Origin of the sequence: Flavobacterium sp. MMS24-S5 (genome assembly GCF_050320125.1) — a bacterium.
In the GTDB taxonomy this organism is placed as follows: domain Bacteria; phylum Bacteroidota; class Bacteroidia; order Flavobacteriales; family Flavobacteriaceae; genus Flavobacterium; species Flavobacterium tyrosinilyticum.
Genome location: NZ_CP190016.1, coordinates 2,056,953 through 2,074,027 on the forward strand (window position 1 = coordinate 2,056,953; position 17,075 = coordinate 2,074,027).

Sequence of the window (17,075 nt, forward strand, 5' to 3'; positions counted from 1 at the left end):
ATTAAGCGTTACCTTTTGCTTTTTTGATTACCTCTTCTGAAATATTAGAAGGTGTTTCTGCATAGTGAGAAAACTCCATTGTTGAAGTTGCTCTACCAGAAGATAATGTTCTTAATGTAGTTACATAACCAAACATTTCTGATAAAGGCACGTCAGCTTTGATAGTCTTAGCACCATTTCTATCACCCATGTCATTAACTTGACCTCTACGACGGTTCAAATCACCTACGATATCACCCATGTTTTCTTCTGGAGTAATAACCTCGATTTTCATGATTGGCTCAAGAATAACAGCCCCAGCAGCACGTCCTGACTCTTTATAACCCATTCTAGCAGCTAATTCAAAAGAAAGAGCATCAGAATCCACAGGGTGGAAAGATCCGTCTAATAAAGTTACCTTCAAACTATCAACAGCGTATCCAGCTAATGGGAACTGTTTTCATAGCCTCACGGAAACCTTTTTCAACAGCAGGGATATATTCTTTAGGAACGTTACCACCTTTTACCTCATTAACAAACTGCAATCCTACAGGAACTTTACCATCAACTTCATCAGCAGGCTCGATTCTAAATACGATATCACCGAATTTACCACGACCTCCAGATTGTTTTTTGTAAGTTTCTCTATGCTGAGCAGATTTAGTAAACGCCTCTTTATATTCTACTTGTGGCTCACCTTGGTTAACCTCTACTTTAAACTCACGTTTCATACGATCAACTAAGATATCTAAGTGAAGCTCACCCATACCAGAAATAATAGTTTGACCAGAAGCCTCATCAGTTCTTACTGTAAACGTTGGATCTTCCTCAGCTAATTTAGCCAAAGCCATACCCATTTTATCAACGTCAGCTTTAGTTTTAGGCTCAATAGCAATACCAATTACCGGCTCTGGGAATTTCATAGATTCCAAGATAATTGGACTCTTTTCATCACACAAAGTATCTCCTGTTTTGATATCTTTAAATCCTACAGCAGCTCCAATATCTCCAGCCTCAATAAATTCGATTGGATTTTGTTTGTTAGCGTGCATTTGGTAAATACGAGAAATTCTCTCTTTGTTACCAGAACGAGTATTTAAAACATAAGAACCAGCATCTAAACGCCCAGAGTAAGCACGGAAGAAAGCTAAACGACCTACGAATGGATCTGTAGCAATTTTAAATGCCAAAGCAGCAAACGGCTCTTTTACATCTGGACGACGTAAGATTTTAGTTTGATCTTCTTCTAATAATTCAGCATCGTCAGGGTGAATTCCTTCAATACCTTCTTTATCTAATGGAGATGGTAAATACTTACAAACAGCATCTAACATAAATTGAACTCCTTTGTTTTTGAAAGAAGAACCAGCAAGCATAGGAATGATTGCCATATCGATAGTTGCAGCTCTTAAAGCATTGTTGATTTCTTCCTCTGTAATAGAGTTTTCATCTTCCATGTATTTATCCAAAAGATTTTCATCATAAGTTGCAATCTCTTCGATAAGGATAGAACGGTAGTGCTTTACATCATCAACCATATCAGCTGGAATATCAACGATATCAAAAGTAGCTCCTTGAGTTTCATCATGCCATACAATAGCTTGATTTTTAACTAAGTCAACAATCCCTTTGAAATCTGCTTCATCACCAATAGGCAAAGTAATTGCAACCGCATTCGATTTCAACATATCTTTAACCTGTCCGCATACAGCTAAGAAGTTAGCACCTTGACAGTCCATTTTATTTACGAATCCCATACGAGGAACTCTATATTGATCAGCAAGCCTCCAGTTAGTTTCTGATTGAGGCTCAACACCATCAACAGCACTAAATAAGAAAACCAAACCATCAAGTACACGTAAAGAACGGTTTACCTCTACAGTAAAGTCAACGTGCCCAGGAGTATCAATAATATTAAAGTGGTACGGTAATGATTCTGGAATAACCTTACCTTGTACAGTTGGAAAATTCCAAGTACAAGTTGTAGCAGCAGAAGTAATTGTAATACCTCTTTCTTGCTCTTGAGCCATCCAGTCCATTGTTGCAGCACCATCGTGTACCTCACCAATTTTGTGTGACTTTCCAGTATAAAAAAGAATACGCTCAGTTGTTGTTGTTTTACCAGCATCAATGTGAGCAGCGATTCCGATATTTCTTGTATATTTTAAATCTCTAGCCATTTCTTACGAATTAAAATCTAAAGTGAGAGAATGCTTTATTAGCTTCTGCCATTTTGTGAGTATCCATTCTTTTCTTAACCGCAGCACCTTCTTCTTTAGCAGCAGCTAAACACTCAGAAGCTAAACGTTGTGCCATAGATTTTTCATTTCTTCTTCTAGAATAAAGTATTAACCACTTCATTGCCATAGAAATTTTTCTGTCTGGACGAATCTGCATTGGAATTTGGAATGTAGCTCCACCAACTCTACGGCTACGTACTTCTACGTGAGGCATAACGTTAGTTAAAGCATCTTTCCAGATCTCTAATGAAGTTTTCTCATCATTTTGCTTTTTAGTTTCTATGATATCAATTGCATCATAAAATACTTTAAAAGCTGTAGATTTCTTACCATCCCACATTAAGTTGTTCACAAAACGTGTAACTAATTGGTCATTAAACCTTGGATCCGGTAAAAGTGGTCTTTTCTTTGCCGCTCTTTTTCTCATGTCTTTTTCTTAAAAGTTTTTAAATTACTTTTTTGCTTCTTTTGGGCGTTTAGCACCGTACTTAGATCTTCTTTGCGTTCTTCCTGCAACACCTGACGTATCAAGAGCTCCACGAACGATATGATATCTAACACCTGGTAAATCTTTTACCCTTCCACCTCGCACTAATACTATCGAGTGCTCTTGTAGATTATGTCCTTCACCTGGGATGTAAGCATTCACCTCATTACCATTTGTCAAACGTACACGCGCAACTTTACGCATTGCAGAGTTTGGTTTTTTTGGTGTAGTAGTGTAAACACGCGTACAAACCCCTCTTCTTTGAGGACAAGAATCTAAAGCAACCGATTTACTCTTCTTAGTGATCTGAGTTCTTCCTGTTCTTACTAATTGTTGAATTGTTGGCATAATTAATACTAAAAATTATTATGTTTATTAAATTCCCGCTTTTTACGGGGTTGCAAATGTATAAAATAATTTTCACTATACAAACGTTAAATCATTAATTTTCAACAACATTATTTATATCTATGATTTCACAAAGAAACATTAGATATTTGCTTTACATTTAACTAACAAAACAATTGCTTTTGAAACAATTACATTACATACTCATTTTACTTCTATCATCAAATTGTTTTGCGCAATCTTTCTACCTTAATATAACTGGAATAAACAAAAAACAAGATCAAACTATTGACTCCATTTTTTACATAAAAAAACATCCAAACATAAAATCACTAAACAATGAAATTTCAACAGTAACAAACAAACTAGCAAAACAAGGCTATATAGACGCTAAAACATTAGAAAACAAAAAGGCAAACGACAGCACTTATACTATTTTAATAGACTTGCAAACTAGAATAAAAGAGATACATATATATATAGGTATAAATAGTTTTTTTTACCACTCAAAAACAACAACAAAAGACAGCATAATAATACCCTATACAGAACTTGAAAATTTCTTAAATCAAAAAATATCAGACAACGAAAAAGCAGGATTTGCATTTTCTAAAATCAAACTTGAAAACATTAAAAAAAAGAATTCAATAATTTACGCTGATTTAAATTTCGATTCCGAAAAAAAAAGAACCTTAAATTCAATTATTGTAAATTATACAAACCCTTCTCTGAAAGACTATTTTCCAAAAGGAGCGCTTAAACAATTAAACAAAAAATACCTAAACAAAACTTTTAATCAAGAAACTGTCAAAAAACTTTATGACGATATTAATAGTTTTGAATTTGTTTCACAGCCCAAGTATCCCGAAATCTTATTCACTTCAGATTCGACCAAAATCTACACTTATCTTGACAAAAGAAAAGCGAACAATTTTGATGGATATATTGGTTTTTCAAATGACGAAAACAAAAAGTTAATTCTAAATGGTTATTTGGACATTTCATTAACAAACATATTACGAGCTGGCGAAAAATTTTCTCTTTATTGGAAAAGCGACGGAAACCAACAAAAAACCTTCAACACAAAACTTGAAATCCCCTATCTGTTTCAATCTCCACTTGGAATAAAAGCACAATTAAATATCTTCAAACAAGACAGCACATTTCAGAACACTAAAACAGACATCAATCTTGGCTACTATTTAAATTACAATTCCAAGATCTACCTTGGTTACCAATCTACCGAATCAAGCGATATTCAAAACATCAATAATTCTACTATTAGTGATTTCAACAATTCCTACTTTACTTCAACATACGAATACAAAAAAACAGACTCCAACAATAGCCTCATGCCTGGAAAAGCATTTTTAAGTTCGATAATAGGCCTTGGAAAAAGAGAAACAAATAATGATCTTGAAACAGCAGATCCTAGCAAACAATTTTATATAAATGTAAATGCCGCGTACAATTTCGAACTTAATAACAAGAATTTCATTAACATAAATTCTCAAAGTTGCTATTTAGACAGCAAAAATTATATTACCAATGAATTATTTCGATTTGGAGGTATGAATTCAATCAGAGGATTTTCAGAAAACAGTCTACAGGCAAATTTTTATTCTGCATTTCTTACAGAATACAGATATATGTTTTCAAAAAGCGCTTACATCCATTCTATAGCCGATTATGCTATATATCAAGACTTAACCAATATTTCAAATCCTAAAAAAATTAAGAATTTAATAGGAATCGGCATAGGTGTGGGAATAGAAACAAAAAACGGAATTTTACGAATTATTCTCACGAATGGACAGCAAAATCAACAGGAAATACAATTATATAACACTATCGTAAACATATGTTATAATGTTAAATTTTAGGGTTTACCAAAAAAAATATTTTTTTTATTAGGAAAGTTAACAAATTATTAAGAGTTTTGCGATACTAATTCAAAATATTTAAAAATGAAACTAAAGTTCAATGGATTCTTAGTGCTTTTATTAGTACTAGTTGCGCAATTGACATTTGCGCAAGAAAGAGCTGTTTCAGGAACAGTTTCCGATAATACAGGTATGCCTTTACCGGGGGTAAGTGTATTAGTGAAAGGAAGCAAAACTGGAACACAAACTGATTTTGATGGAAAATTTTCTATTAAAGCATCTTCAAGCCAAGTTTTGGTATTTAGCTACATTGGAATGAAAACCCAAGAAGTAGCTGCAAGCTCATCTGTAGTTAATGTTAAATTATCAGGTGACGCACAAGAACTTGAAGCAGTTGTAGTAACAACAGCTTTAGGTATCAAAAGAGAGAAAAAATCTTTAGGTTACTCATCACAAAAACTTGATGAAAAAACAGTTAACTCAACACCAACAAACAACTTCCTAAACAACTTATCAGGTAAAGTTGCAGGTTTAGAGGTTAAAACTAACTCTAACTTTGGTGGATCTACAAACATCGTACTACGTGGATCAAAAAGTTTAACTGGAAACAACCAAGCATTAATGGTTGTTGATGGTGTTGCTATTAGCAATGATAACTTAAACTCAGCATCAGCAAAAAGCGGAAGACAAGGTTTTGACTTTGGTAACTCTGCTTCTGATATTGACCCAAACAACATTGAATCTATTACAGTACTTAAAGGTGCTGCTGCAACTGCATTATATGGTAGCCAGGCTGCGAATGGTGCGATTATGATTACTACTAAAAAAGGCAAGAAAAACAGCGCTTTAGGAGTAAGTTTCAGTTCTACAACTTCTATGGGTTCTTATGATAAAGATACTTTCATTAAGTACCAAAAAGGTTACGGAGCTAATGGTTATTCATGACCAAACGATAGTTTCTACACAGCAGATGCTAACGGAGATGGTATTCCTGATCAAGTTGTTGATATGACTGCCGATTCATCTTTCGGTAATGCTTTCAACCCAAGTTTAAACGTATTCCAATGGACTGCTTTTGCTCCAGGTAACGCTAATTATGGTAAAGCTACTCCATGGGTTGCTGCTGCTAATGATCCTGGTAAATTCTTCCAAAAATCTTTCAGCACAGTTAACAACGTTGGATTAAGCGGTGGAGACGAAAAAGGATCTTACAACTTTAGCTACACTAACAACAATGAATCTGGAATTTTACCAAACAGTAGATTAAACAGAAACATTCTTAATGGTAGTTTCACAAGAAACTTATCAGACAAAATTAAAACGTCTGCATTCTTTACATTCTCTGATCAATCTACAGTAGGTAGAAACAGTACAGGTTATGGAGATAACATCTTAACTGGTTTCAGACAATGGTGGCAAACTAACGTTGATGTTAGAGAATTAAAAGACGCATACAATGTAAACGGACAAAACGTTACTTGGAACATGAATGATCCATTAAATGGAAATTTTGCTCCAGCTTACTGGAACAACCCATACTTTGACCGTTACAAAAACTTCTCTTCTGATGACAGAACTAGAGTTCTTGCAGGTGCGAATATCTCTTATGATATAACAAAAAACTTTAATGTTTTAGGACGTGTTACTGTAGATACTTCTAACGACAGACAAGAATTAAGAAAAGAAAAAGGAAGCCACGCTGAAGAGTTTGGTTTACAAGCTCTTGACGAAACTTCTGGATATTCATTATATACAAGAAGCTTCTTACAGACAACTTACGATTTCATCGCAACTTACGACTTAAAAATCTCTGAAAAAATTTCAGCTAAACTTTTAGGTGGATCAACTTTCATTAAATCTCACGTAGATTCTTTCGACGGATCAACAACTGGAGGTTTAGTAGCTCCTGGATTATTTACATTAGCTAACTCTATGTCATTTGTTGCTCCTATCGAGCAAGAGATCAACTACAACAAATTAGGTCTTTACACTCAAGGCTCTATTGACTACAACAGAATCGTTTTCGTTGAAGGTTCATACAGAAGAGATCAATCTACTGCTTTACCACAAAACAACAACAAATATGATTACTGGTCGCTTGGAACAAGTTTCATTGTATCTGAATTAATCAAACAAGATTGGTTAAACAACTTAAAGCTTAGAGCTAACTACGCAGTTGTAGGTAATGACCCTGCTGCTGGTTTAATTGGATCAAAAGTTAACAATGGATTAATTGGCGGAAACTTAATGTTTGCTAACAGCTCTACTTTCGTTGACTTTAAAAACTTAAGATCTGAAAAATTAAAAAGCTGGGAGTTTGGTGTTGAGGCAGCTATGTTCAAAAACAGATTAAGTTTTGACGTATCTGTATACCAATCTAACACTACAGATCAAATTTTCAACGTACCACAATCTACATCTACAGGATTTGCAACTTCACAAATTAATGCTGGAGAAATGCAAAACAAAGGTATCGAGGTATCTTTATTCGGATCACCAGTTAAAACTAAAGATTTCGAATGGCAAGTTGGTGTAAACTGGTCTAGAAACAGAAACGAAGTTGTTTCTTTGAACCAAGGAAGAGATAACTTACAATTAGCTTCATGGCAAAATGGAGTTTCTTTAAATGCTACTGTTGGTCAACCTTACGGTACAATGAGAGGAACAGACTATGTATATGATGCAAACGGAAACAAAACAGTTGACGAAGATGGTTACTACCTACTTGCTACTGATAAAGTAATTGGAAACATCCAAGCTGACTGGATCGGTGGTCTTTCTAACAGATTTAACTACAAAGATTTCTCTTTGAACTTCTTAATCGATATGAAAAAAGGAGGAAGTGTTTACTCTCTAGATCAAGCTTACGGACAATACACAGGTCTTTACCCAGAAACTGCTGGTCTTAACGACTTAGGAAACCCATTAAGAAACTCTATCGCTAATGGTGGTGGTATTATCCTTGACGGTGTTTACGAAGATGGTACTCCAAACCAATCTAGAATCCCTGCAAACATGGTAGGAGCTGGTTTTGGTGTTGAAGTTGAACCAAACAAAAAATTCATCTACGATGCATCTTACGTAAAATTAAGAGAAGTTGGTTTCACATACAATGTACCGTCTAGATTCTTAGACAAAACAATGGCTAAATCAATCTCATTTAGTTTATTAGGAAATAATCTTTGGATTATTCACAAAAATTTACCGTATGCTGACCCAGAAGCTGGACAATCATCTGGAAACGTTCAAGGTTTTCAATCAGGTGTAATGCCAACAACAAAAGTATACTCATTTAATATTAAAGCGACTTTCTAAGATGAAAAAATTAATCCTCTCAATAACAGCATTGTCATTATTTATGACAAGCTGTGTAAGCGATGATCCTACATACAACAATGACCAGGACAAATCTTACGACGTACCTTCTGAGACGCTTTTCACGAATGCTGAAAAAGAACTTACAGATCAACTAGTAACTCCAAGTGTCAACCTAAGTATATTAAGATATACATCTCAATATTGGGCTGCAACTCAGTACAACACTGAAGCAAGATTCAATATTACTACAAGAAGAATTGGAGACGGACACTGGAATGCACTATACAGAAGTACATTAGGTAATTTACAAACTTCAAAAGAAGTAATTTTAACTGAAGGTGGCGATGCTACAGTACAAAAGAATAAAATTGCTTTAATTGAGATCCTTCAAGTTTACACTTTCCAAGTTTTAGTGGATACTTACGGAGATGTTCCTTACACTGACGCATTAAAAGTAAAAGAAGTAATTTTACCTAAATACGAAGATGATGCAGCTATTTACCCTAAATTAATCACTAGATTAGACGCAGCTATTGCTCAATTAAATACTAGTGCTGATTCTTTTGGTTCTGCTGACTTTATTTATGGAGGTGATGTAGCAAAATGGAAACTTTTTGCTAACACTTTGAAATTAAAAATTGGTTTGAATTTAGCTGATGCTGATGCTGCACTTTCTAAAAGTACAGTTGAAAGTGCTTACAATGCTGGAGTTATCTTAAACAATACTCAAAATGCAACTTTCGACTATCCAGGAGCTGCTCCAATGTACAACCCTATTTTTGCTAACTTAGTAGCTAGTAACCGTAATGACTTCGTTGCTTCTGAAACTATTGTTAATGCAATGAATACTTTACAAGATCCAAGAAGAGCTATTTATTTCAATGCAATGCCTGATGGATCTTATAAAGGAGGTCTTAACGGCCTAACTAACATTTACCAAAATTTCTCTGCTATTGGAGACAAGTTAAAAGCTGCTGATTTCCCAGGTTTATTAGCTGAGGCTACTGAATCTAACTTCTACTTAGCTGAAGCTGCTGCAAGAGGATATGCTGTTGGAAATACTGCTGAGTACTACTATAACAGAGCTATCACTGCTTCTTTCGAAAATTGGGGAATTGCAAGTGAAGCTGCTGCTTACTTAGCTAAACCAGAAGTAGCTTATGCTACTGCTGCAGGAGCAACTTACAAAGAAAAAATCGGTAAACAAGCTTGGATTGCTTTCTTCAACAGACCATTCGAAGCTTGGAACTCTTACAGAAGATTAGATTTCCCTGCTTTAGTTGCACCTGCTAACGCTGTTGCTGCTGCTGAAGGAGAAATTCCAAAACGTTACACTTATCCAATCAACGAGCAAACAGTAAACAATGCAAATTGGGCTGCTGCTTCTACTGCAATTGGAGGAAACAAACTTAAAGTTCACGTTTTCTGGGATAAATTCTAATTTATTCTCAAAACAATTATATCAAACCGCTCTGTTAATTCAGGGCGGTTTTTTTATATAAACATATTACCTATATTTGTCCAATGGAAAAAGAACATCAAATATTTGGCATTAGAGCCATCATAGAGGCAATTCAAGCAGGAAAAGAAGTAGATAAAGTTTTCATACAGAAAGACATTTCTGGTGAGCTTATGAAGGATTTAATGAAGGTAATGAAACGTGCAAACGTTAACTTCTCTTATGTACCTGTAGAAAAACTAAACCGCCTTACTCCAAATAATCATCAAGGTGCAGTAGCAACCATCTCTCCTATTGGTTTTATTGATTTAGAACATTTAGTTGAATCTACAATTGAGTCAGGTCAAAAGCCTCTTTTTCTAATATTAGATCAGGTATCAGACGCTAGAAATTTTGGTGCTATTATTAGAACAGCTGAATGTACTGGTGTAAACGGAATTATTATACAAAAAGCAGGTTCGGCTCCCGTTAATGGAGATACAGTTAAGACTTCTGCTGGAGCGGTATTCAATGTGCCTATTTGCAAAGTTGAACATATAAAAGATGCGATCTTTTACTTGCAAGGTTCTGGAGTAAAAACAGTTGCTGCAACTGAAAAAACAGATCAAAACATATACGACATATCACTAACAGAACCATTGGCTATTATTATGGGATCTGAAGATCGAGGAATAAACCCTTCTGTTTTAAAAATAGTTGACGAAAAAGCCAAATTGCCAATGTTCGGTACAATTGGATCACTAAACGTATCTGTAGCCTGCGGCGCTTTTCTATACGAAGCTGTTCGCCAAAGAACCTAAAAACACATTGAGAGATTAAGATGCGAATGAAATAATTAAATACCTTTAATTAATGCTTTCAAAATCTAATTCAAAATCAAAAGTTACAATATTCCGCTGCCTGTTTGTAATTTTACTAATTACAAACAGCTACGGACAAAATACTACGTACAATCAATTTTGGAATGAAATTCAGTTCAACCAAACTTTAAGCAAAAAATGGGCGACAGAAATAGATTTCGCCGCAGCTTACAGCAGTAAAGAATCATCTCCAAATTTATTTGAAAACACAATTCAAAGATCCATTAGAGGCTGGGGACATTACTATTTTTCTCCAAGATGGAAATTCTCTGCTTTTATAGCCTATTTTAATAATAGAGATGTACCCGAAATTGGTCAGTTCGAATCTCCAGAAACACGATTTGCTCTTCAAGGTATTTATTACTTTCATAAAACCGGATATACTTTAAGCACAAGAATGCGTGCTGAATTCCGTCATATGAGAAATGAAGATGATGATTATGAAGATGTTTTTCGATATAGACAGCAAATTAAATATATACAACCAATCAATAGTAAAATATTAAGAAGCGGTGTTGTATATGCAATTGCATCAGATGAGCTTTATTTCAAATCTGGAGCAAAAGTTACTGGCGAAAGTTTCTTTGATCGGAATCGTTTAAATATTGGAGCTGGATATTTATTTTCGGATGATATTCAGGTTGAACTAACCTATTGCAATGAATATCTTCCCCGAAACAGCGGGAATCAAACAACCAATGCAGCCTCGCTTACTCTAACATTCAATAATCTTATTCGAAACCTTAAGAAGAAAATCGAAGCCAAAAAGCATCCTGAAATGAAGGATGAAGAATAATTAATTTTCTTCTTTCTTTAAAAAACATTTAAGCTGTTCGATGATAGCATCTTTATGAAGCTTAAAGTTATAGCTTCTCACAAATTCAGTTCCTTCCATATTGATTTCAGCAGTAATAGCTTCGTAATTAGAAAACGCATAAAGATCTTTATTGTCTATCAAATAGAGAACTTGCATTATAGAATCGTTACGTCGATATTGTGTATCGTAATGCGCTAAATTATATGTTTTATTATCCGCCAGATGAATTATTAAATCGTCTTTGATCTTTTTCCCAACTTTCTTTTCAGGAAATGGTGTCGGCTGCAGTGCAACAAAATAATTCTCTTTATCTGTAACAATATTAATTTTCAACGATTTTGATTTTGTAGTATAAAATACTGCAGGCTCAAAATAGTAAATCATACTACCATCTGCCTGTACCCTATTTTTTATTTCACATTGAGCAATTCCTTTCCCAGTAAAAACAAAACTAAAAAACAAAAGTAGAAACTTCATTTTCATAATGCTCAAGATTAAATTGTTACTCTAACAAATTTACTTTTTTTATTTCAAAGAAAATTATTCCTCGGTTTCTTCTTGATCTGCTTTTTTAACTACAATATAATTTACTGGATGACTTGACGAAAAATACTCTATCTGATCCTCTTCCTCCTCATAGGAAAAAGTAACGAAATTTCCATTCTCATCAAAATGCTTCATAAAAGAATCACTGCTCGGATCAAAATCTGGACGCTGCCAATCGTAAACAATTGGTTTTGCATATTCGGGTGCTTTGTAAAACAATGTCAAAACAAAACCTGTAATAAGTCCTGCCAAATGCCCTTCCCAAGAAATAGATTGATCAACATCTGGGAAAACATACCATATCATTCCGCCATAAAGCAAAATCACAGTTAAAGATAATGCCACCAATCTATAATATTTAGTTTGAATACCCTTAAAGAAAATAAAACTAACTAAAACATAAATTAATCCGCTGGCGCCGATATGAAAATTTTCTCTTCCGACAACCCAAGTGATTAATCCCGAAAATAGAATCCCGTAGCCTATAACACCTAATGTTTGTTTTGGATAAAAAAACTGCATCGCCGCCAATAGTATTACAAGCGGAATACTATTGTTATACAAATGATCTAAATTTTCATGAATAAATCGGACCGAACAAAACACCACGTAAACCAATCAAGTCTCGAGGATAAATTCCGTATCGATAAAAATCAAAATCAAAACGGATCTGAAGCCAATATACTATCCATAAAAAGAGGACAAAAAACATCGGAAGTCCAATAACCGAATTTGAAAACCTAAAATTAGTGTCGTTCATATTTTTAGAAAATAACAAATAACAAGACTCAAAAAACTATCCAAAAATATTTTACTGATAATTTGTCATATTCCAAAATAAAAAATTGTCTCAAATCAGAACAATCGTTCTCTCTACAAACTGTTTTAACTTTTGAATGAATGAAATTTAAATCTTAAAATAGTAATTTTGTATTTATGGAAGCACCTTTAGCAGAGCGTATTCGTCCGCAGAAATTAGAAGATTATATAAGCCAACACCATTTGGTTGGGCACGAACTGGTTCATTAACACAGCAAATTTCAAAAGGAATCATTCCTTCATTAATTTTCTGGGGCACTCCTGGTACAGGTAAAACAACATTGGCTCAAATTATTGCTCAGGAATCCAAAAGACCTTTTTATATTTTGAGCGCTATAAATTCTGGCGTAAAAGATATTCGCGATGTTATAGAAAAAGCAAAACAAAGTGGCGGACTTTTTACTGCTAAAAACCCTATTCTATTTATCGATGAGATTCATCGATTTAGCAAATCACAGCAAGATTCGCTTTTAGCTGCTGTAGAAAAAGGCTGGATAACCTTGGTCGGTGCGACAACCGAAAACCCAAGTTTTGAAGTGATTCCTGCATTATTGTCACGTTGCCAGGTTTACATACTAAATGCATTTACAAAAGCCGATTTAGAAGCTCTTTTGCAGCGTGCAATGAAAACAGATTCCTATTTGCTGACAAAAAAAATAAATCTAAAAGAAACAGAAGCTTTGTTGCGTATATCTGGTGGTGATGGAAGAAAACTCTTAAATGTATTTGAACTAGTCGTTAATGCTTCATCTGGTGATGAAATTACCATTACCAACGATCGTGTTTTTGAACTCGTACAGCAAAATACCGTTCTTTATGACAAAACTGGCGAACAGCACTACGACATTGTTTCTGCGTTTATTAAATCTATTCGCGGTAGCGACCCTAACGGAGCCGTTTATTGGTTGGCACGAATGATTGAAGGCGGAGAAGAGGTAAAATTTATTGCCCGAAGAATGCTTATTTTGGCAAGTGAAGATATTGGCAATGCTAACCCAACTGCTCTTATAATGGCCAATAATACTTTTCAGGCTGTTACAACAATTGGATACCCAGAAAGCCGTATCATTTTAAGTCAATGTGCAATTTATTTGGCCGCTTCGCCAAAAAGCAATGCTTCTTATATGGCAATTGGTAATGCGCAACAGCTGGTAAAACAGACTGGCGATTTGCCTGTTCCAATTCATTTGCGAAATGCTCCTACTAAACTGATGAAGGAATTAGGATACGGAGATGAATACAAGTATTCGCACGATTACGCCAATAATTTTGCCGAACAAGAATTCCTTCCAGATGCTATAAAAGAAACGGTTCTTTACAATCCTGGAAACAATTCTAGAGAGAATAGTACCCGCGAATTTTTAAAGAACCGTTGGAAAGATAAATACGGTTATTAAGCCGTATTTTGTATTTAGAATTTAACTACAATTTTTTCTGAAACTAATTTATCATTCTGATAAGATTCAAAGTACCATTGTCCATCTTCTTTTAAGATTAAAGAACCCTGAACGTTATCTTTTATAGCGATATAAACATTTGGCTGAGAAGTTTTAAGAAGCTTCATAACTACCTTTGGTGTTTTATCAATTAATTGGTAACCAGATTCTGTTGGTTGCGCATATAATAAATTTGGATCTTTCAAATCTGGCGAAGATGCAGTAGCAACTGGAGTTGCAACCACAGTTGTTGCCACAGCAGCTTTTACAGGAGCAGATGTTTTTGAATTTGTAACTGGATTTCCACTATATTTATAATGCAAAGCATAAACTGACTTAAAGGCATTGTCTAACGCTTCTTTATAAGCTATTTCATATTCTTTCTCTCTACTTTTTCCAGCTTCTGAAGTAAAAACTACTTGTCCAAAACAATCCTTGAATTGTATAATAAGTTTAGTTACCAAGAAAGCATTATCTCTTATTACATCCATATATAAAACCTGGCAACGGTCTGTATATCCCTCAGGAAGTTGTTCATTTGAATAAAAAGCTTCGAAACCACCTTTAGTCAAATTTTGTTTACTTAAAGTTGCCAAACGATATTGATTATCAGTCTTCATAAACTCATATTTCAGAGGAATAATTACAGCTTTGAAATCATTAATAGACTGTGCAAATCCAACAACTGAACATAAAATTGCAGTAAGTAAAATTTTAATTCTCATCATTATAAATATTTTTTTAGTTCTAATAAATGGTTAATTTGTTTATAATTTTCGGAAACGTCTACTCGCTTTTCATTAAAGAAAATAGCATCTATACCAGCATTTAAAGCACCATTTACATCAGCCTCAAAATCATCTCCGATCATGATACTGCTTTCTTTAGATGTATTGGCTAATTTTAATGCATAGTCAAATATAATACTATTTGGCTTTTTAACTCCAGCTAATTCCGAATTTGTAATGGTACTGAAATATCCGCCAAGTGAAGCATTATTAATTTTCTTCTCCTGAACATGAGCAAATCCGTTTGTTATAATATGAAGTTTGTACTTAGGCTTTAAATATTCCAAAACTTCAATTGCCCCATCAAAAAGATAATTGTTGTCGGTAAGAAACTCGATATAGTCATTGGCAATTTCCAAAATATTCTCTTCTGAAATTACATAATTCAAAGCATCAAATGAAAACTTCAAACGATTATAACGAAGCTCCTGATGTGTAATTTTATCATTCTGATACAATCTCCAACATTCTTGATTGATCGGAATATATTCTTTAATAAAATCTTGAGTAACGATTTCTTGATACTTAGTTTTGAAAATTCGATCAAAAGCCATTTCTGAATTTTTATCAAAATCCCAAAGCGTATGATCTAAATCAAAAAAGATGTCGGTAATATTGGTGTTCATGTATTAAAAAATTCCTTCATCTACAAAACTATAATATTTTGATTCAGTTATAATAACATGATCTAAAACTTTAACATCTAATATTTCTCCAGCAGTTTTAATTTTCTTGGTAATTTGTTTGTCGGCATTACTCGGATCCAAACCACCTGAAGGATGATTATGACACAAAATCAAGGCTGTAGCGCCATTTTCTAGCGCTAATTTAAAAACCAATCGTATATCTACAACTGTCCCAGCAATACCTCCTTTACTTAATTGCGATTTATAAATCACTTTATTTGAATTATTAAGAAAAAGTACCCAAAATTCTTCATGCGGAAGTTCTCCGATAATGGGCTGCATAATATCAAAAACAGCTTTACTAGAAGTTATTTTTTTTAATTTTAAAACATCTTCTATTCTTTGTCTCCTACCCAATTCTAAAGCCGATACAATTGAAACGGCTTTTGCTTCACCTATGCCTTTAAATTGCATCAACTGAGAAATAGTCATTTTACCTAAGGCAGTTAGATTTTTGGCAACCGCTAAAATACGCTTACATAAAGCAACCGCAGATTCATTACGACTTCCAGAACCAATTAGAATAGCTAATAATTCGGCATCACTTAAAGCATCTTTTCCTTTGAGCATTAATTTTTCGCGAGGTTTGTCATCATCAGACCAATTTTTAATAGCAAAATGTCCCACTTCCATAATTATAATTTTAAGAAGCGAAGATATTTAAAAAAGAAGAAAAATCTCTCAATTAATGTCGGACGTTTTTAAATTTTAGTATCTTTAAAAACTAAATTATCTGAAAATGAAATCATTAATCTCCAGCTTTATTTTATTGTTTTTTCTATCATGCCAACAAAAAGAAAACAAAAGTGTAGCTGTTTCAAATTATACCGAACCTAAAACTTTTGGCGAAAAATTATCACAAGCAGCAATTTCAATAATTGATCCATCAATAGATTATGACCCATCTTACTTCAAAATTGATTATCCAAATGGCGATGTTCCAAAAGACAAGGGAGTTTGTACAGATGTCGTAATACGCTCATATCGAGTTCTAAATATCGATTTGCAAAAAGAAGTTCATGAAGATATGATCGAAAATTTTTCACTCTATCCAAATCTTCAAAAATGGGGAATGACAAAAACAGATACTAATATTGATCATAGAAGAGTTCCGAATCTAGAGGTGTTTTTTGAAAGAAAAGGCACAAAATTACCCGTTACACAAAATGCAAAAGACTATAAAACTGGTGAATTAGTAACCTGGACAATTAACGATAAACTTCCGCACATTGGTATTGTAACTAATAAAAAGTCAGCTGATGGAAAACGCAATTTAATAGTTCATAATGTAGGAGGCGGACAAGTTTTGGAAGATTGTTTGTTTAAATATAAAATTGTAGGACATTATAAATACGAAGAAATTTCTAATTAGAAAATCAGAAAATTTATCAATTAGATAAATCAAAAAA

General features: G+C 33.9%; 13 protein-coding genes and 3 pseudogenes. 8 read left to right on the top strand and 8 right to left on the bottom strand.

What is annotated here, in order from left to right:
- Nucleotide 1: 1 nt before the first annotated feature.
- From fusA to rpsL, 3 genes and pseudogenes are all read right to left on the bottom strand, one after another.
- Nucleotides 2–2,159 (bottom strand): annotated as a pseudogene (gene fusA / locus ACPWTF_RS09500) (elongation factor G).
- 10 nt (nucleotides 2,160–2,169) lie between these two features.
- Nucleotides 2,170–2,646, bottom strand: a complete 477-nt coding sequence (gene rpsG, locus ACPWTF_RS09505) for a 30S ribosomal protein S7 (protein WP_026727879.1) — start codon at nucleotides 2,644–2,646, stop codon at nucleotides 2,170–2,172.
- 24 nt (nucleotides 2,647–2,670) lie between these two features.
- The gene (rpsL, locus tag ACPWTF_RS09510; protein WP_007136570.1) at nucleotides 2,671–3,054 is read right to left on the bottom strand and encodes a 30S ribosomal protein S12; all 384 of its coding nucleotides are present in this window, start codon (nucleotides 3,052–3,054) and stop codon (nucleotides 2,671–2,673) included.
- Between the two features lie 182 nt (nucleotides 3,055–3,236).
- Between rpsL and ACPWTF_RS09515 the strand changes: the two genes are divergently transcribed.
- From ACPWTF_RS09515 to ACPWTF_RS09540, 6 genes are all read left to right on the top strand, one after another.
- Nucleotides 3,237–4,937 (top strand): hypothetical protein, encoded by a 1,701-nt coding sequence (locus tag ACPWTF_RS09515; RefSeq protein WP_427875267.1) that lies wholly within the window; start codon nucleotides 3,237–3,239, stop codon nucleotides 4,935–4,937.
- An 84-nt stretch (nucleotides 4,938–5,021) separates the two neighbouring features.
- On the top strand, nucleotides 5,022–5,882 hold the full coding sequence (locus tag ACPWTF_RS09520) for a carboxypeptidase-like regulatory domain-containing protein (protein WP_427875268.1): 861 nt from the start codon (nucleotides 5,022–5,024) through the stop codon (nucleotides 5,880–5,882).
- 63 nt (nucleotides 5,883–5,945) lie between these two features.
- The gene (locus ACPWTF_RS09525; protein ID WP_427875269.1) at nucleotides 5,946–8,252 is read left to right on the top strand and encodes a TonB-dependent receptor domain-containing protein; all 2,307 of its coding nucleotides are present in this window, start codon (nucleotides 5,946–5,948) and stop codon (nucleotides 8,250–8,252) included.
- Nucleotide 8,253: 1 nt separating this feature from the next.
- Nucleotides 8,254–9,696 carry a SusD/RagB family nutrient-binding outer membrane lipoprotein gene (locus ACPWTF_RS09530; RefSeq protein WP_427875270.1) on the top strand — a complete coding sequence of 481 codons (1,443 nt, stop codon included), beginning with the start codon at nucleotides 8,254–8,256 and terminating at the stop codon, nucleotides 9,694–9,696.
- Between the two features lie 83 nt (nucleotides 9,697–9,779).
- Nucleotides 9,780–10,514, top strand: a complete 735-nt coding sequence (gene rlmB, locus ACPWTF_RS09535; protein ID WP_095931505.1) for a 23S rRNA (guanosine(2251)-2'-O)-methyltransferase RlmB — start codon at nucleotides 9,780–9,782, stop codon at nucleotides 10,512–10,514.
- 52 nt (nucleotides 10,515–10,566) lie between these two features.
- Nucleotides 10,567–11,370: a DUF2490 domain-containing protein gene (locus ACPWTF_RS09540; RefSeq protein ID WP_427875271.1), complete on the top strand. Its 804-nt coding sequence runs from the start codon at nucleotides 10,567–10,569 to the stop codon at nucleotides 11,368–11,370.
- Here the strand turns inward: ACPWTF_RS09540 and ACPWTF_RS09545 are convergent, their stop codons facing one another.
- Both ACPWTF_RS09545 and ACPWTF_RS09550 read right to left on the bottom strand, forming a co-directional pair.
- Nucleotides 11,371–11,868, bottom strand: coding sequence for a hypothetical protein (locus tag ACPWTF_RS09545; RefSeq protein WP_427875272.1), 498 nt, complete (start codon nucleotides 11,866–11,868; stop codon nucleotides 11,371–11,373). It abuts the gene before it with no gap.
- A 63-nt stretch (nucleotides 11,869–11,931) separates the two neighbouring features.
- Nucleotides 11,932–12,697 (bottom strand): annotated as a pseudogene (locus ACPWTF_RS09550) (rhomboid family intramembrane serine protease).
- Between the two features lie 176 nt (nucleotides 12,698–12,873).
- Between ACPWTF_RS09550 and ACPWTF_RS09555 the strand changes: the two are divergent.
- A pseudogene (locus ACPWTF_RS09555) lies at nucleotides 12,874–14,153 on the top strand (replication-associated recombination protein A).
- A 14-nt stretch (nucleotides 14,154–14,167) separates the two neighbouring features.
- Here ACPWTF_RS09555 and ACPWTF_RS09560 read toward each other — a convergent pair.
- From ACPWTF_RS09560 to radC, 3 genes are read right to left on the bottom strand one after another with little or no spacing between them, the layout of a single operon-like run.
- The gene (locus tag ACPWTF_RS09560) at nucleotides 14,168–14,917 is read right to left on the bottom strand and encodes a hypothetical protein (protein WP_427875747.1); all 750 of its coding nucleotides are present in this window, start codon (nucleotides 14,915–14,917) and stop codon (nucleotides 14,168–14,170) included.
- Nucleotides 14,918–14,919: 2 nt separating this feature from the next.
- Nucleotides 14,920–15,606, bottom strand: coding sequence for a YjjG family noncanonical pyrimidine nucleotidase (locus ACPWTF_RS09565; protein ID WP_379798833.1), 687 nt, complete (start codon nucleotides 15,604–15,606; stop codon nucleotides 14,920–14,922).
- Nucleotides 15,607–15,609: 3 nt separating this feature from the next.
- Nucleotides 15,610–16,299, bottom strand: coding sequence for a RadC family protein (radC, locus tag ACPWTF_RS09570; protein WP_427875273.1), 690 nt, complete (start codon nucleotides 16,297–16,299; stop codon nucleotides 15,610–15,612).
- A 106-nt stretch (nucleotides 16,300–16,405) separates the two neighbouring features.
- On the opposite strand from radC, the gene ACPWTF_RS09575 reads away from it, so the two are divergent.
- A complete protein-coding gene (locus tag ACPWTF_RS09575; protein WP_427875274.1) occupies nucleotides 16,406–17,038 on the top strand; it encodes a DUF1287 domain-containing protein in 633 nt (210 codons plus the stop codon).
- Nucleotides 17,039–17,075: the final 37 nt, after the last annotated feature.

Bases quoted from the DNA above. Each gene is read 5' to 3' on its own strand.
- ACPWTF_RS09545 (WP_427875272.1), bottom strand. From the start codon at position 11,868: ATGAAGTTTCTACTTTTGTTTTTTAGTTTTGTTTTTACTGGGAAAGGA.
- ACPWTF_RS09520 (WP_427875268.1), top strand. From the start codon at position 5,022: ATGAAACTAAAGTTCAATGGATTCTTAGTGCTTTTATTAGTACTAGTT.
- rlmB (WP_095931505.1), top strand. From the start codon at position 9,780: ATGGAAAAAGAACATCAAATATTTGGCATTAGAGCCATCATAGAGGCA.
- rpsL (WP_007136570.1), bottom strand. From the start codon at position 3,054: ATGCCAACAATTCAACAATTAGTAAGAACAGGAAGAACTCAGATCACT.
- ACPWTF_RS09560 (WP_427875747.1), bottom strand. From the start codon at position 14,917: ATGAGAATTAAAATTTTACTTACTGCAATTTTATGTTCAGTTGTTGGA.
- radC (WP_427875273.1), bottom strand. From the start codon at position 16,299: ATGGAAGTGGGACATTTTGCTATTAAAAATTGGTCTGATGATGACAAA.
- ACPWTF_RS09530 (WP_427875270.1), top strand. From the start codon at position 8,254: ATGAAAAAATTAATCCTCTCAATAACAGCATTGTCATTATTTATGACA.
- ACPWTF_RS09575 (WP_427875274.1), top strand. From the start codon at position 16,406: ATGAAATCATTAATCTCCAGCTTTATTTTATTGTTTTTTCTATCATGC.
- rpsG (WP_026727879.1), bottom strand. From the start codon at position 2,646: ATGAGAAAAAGAGCGGCAAAGAAAAGACCACTTTTACCGGATCCAAGG.
- ACPWTF_RS09565 (WP_379798833.1), bottom strand. From the start codon at position 15,606: ATGAACACCAATATTACCGACATCTTTTTTGATTTAGATCATACGCTT.
- ACPWTF_RS09525 (WP_427875269.1), top strand. From the start codon at position 5,946: ATGACTGCCGATTCATCTTTCGGTAATGCTTTCAACCCAAGTTTAAAC.
- ACPWTF_RS09540 (WP_427875271.1), top strand. From the start codon at position 10,567: ATGCTTTCAAAATCTAATTCAAAATCAAAAGTTACAATATTCCGCTGC.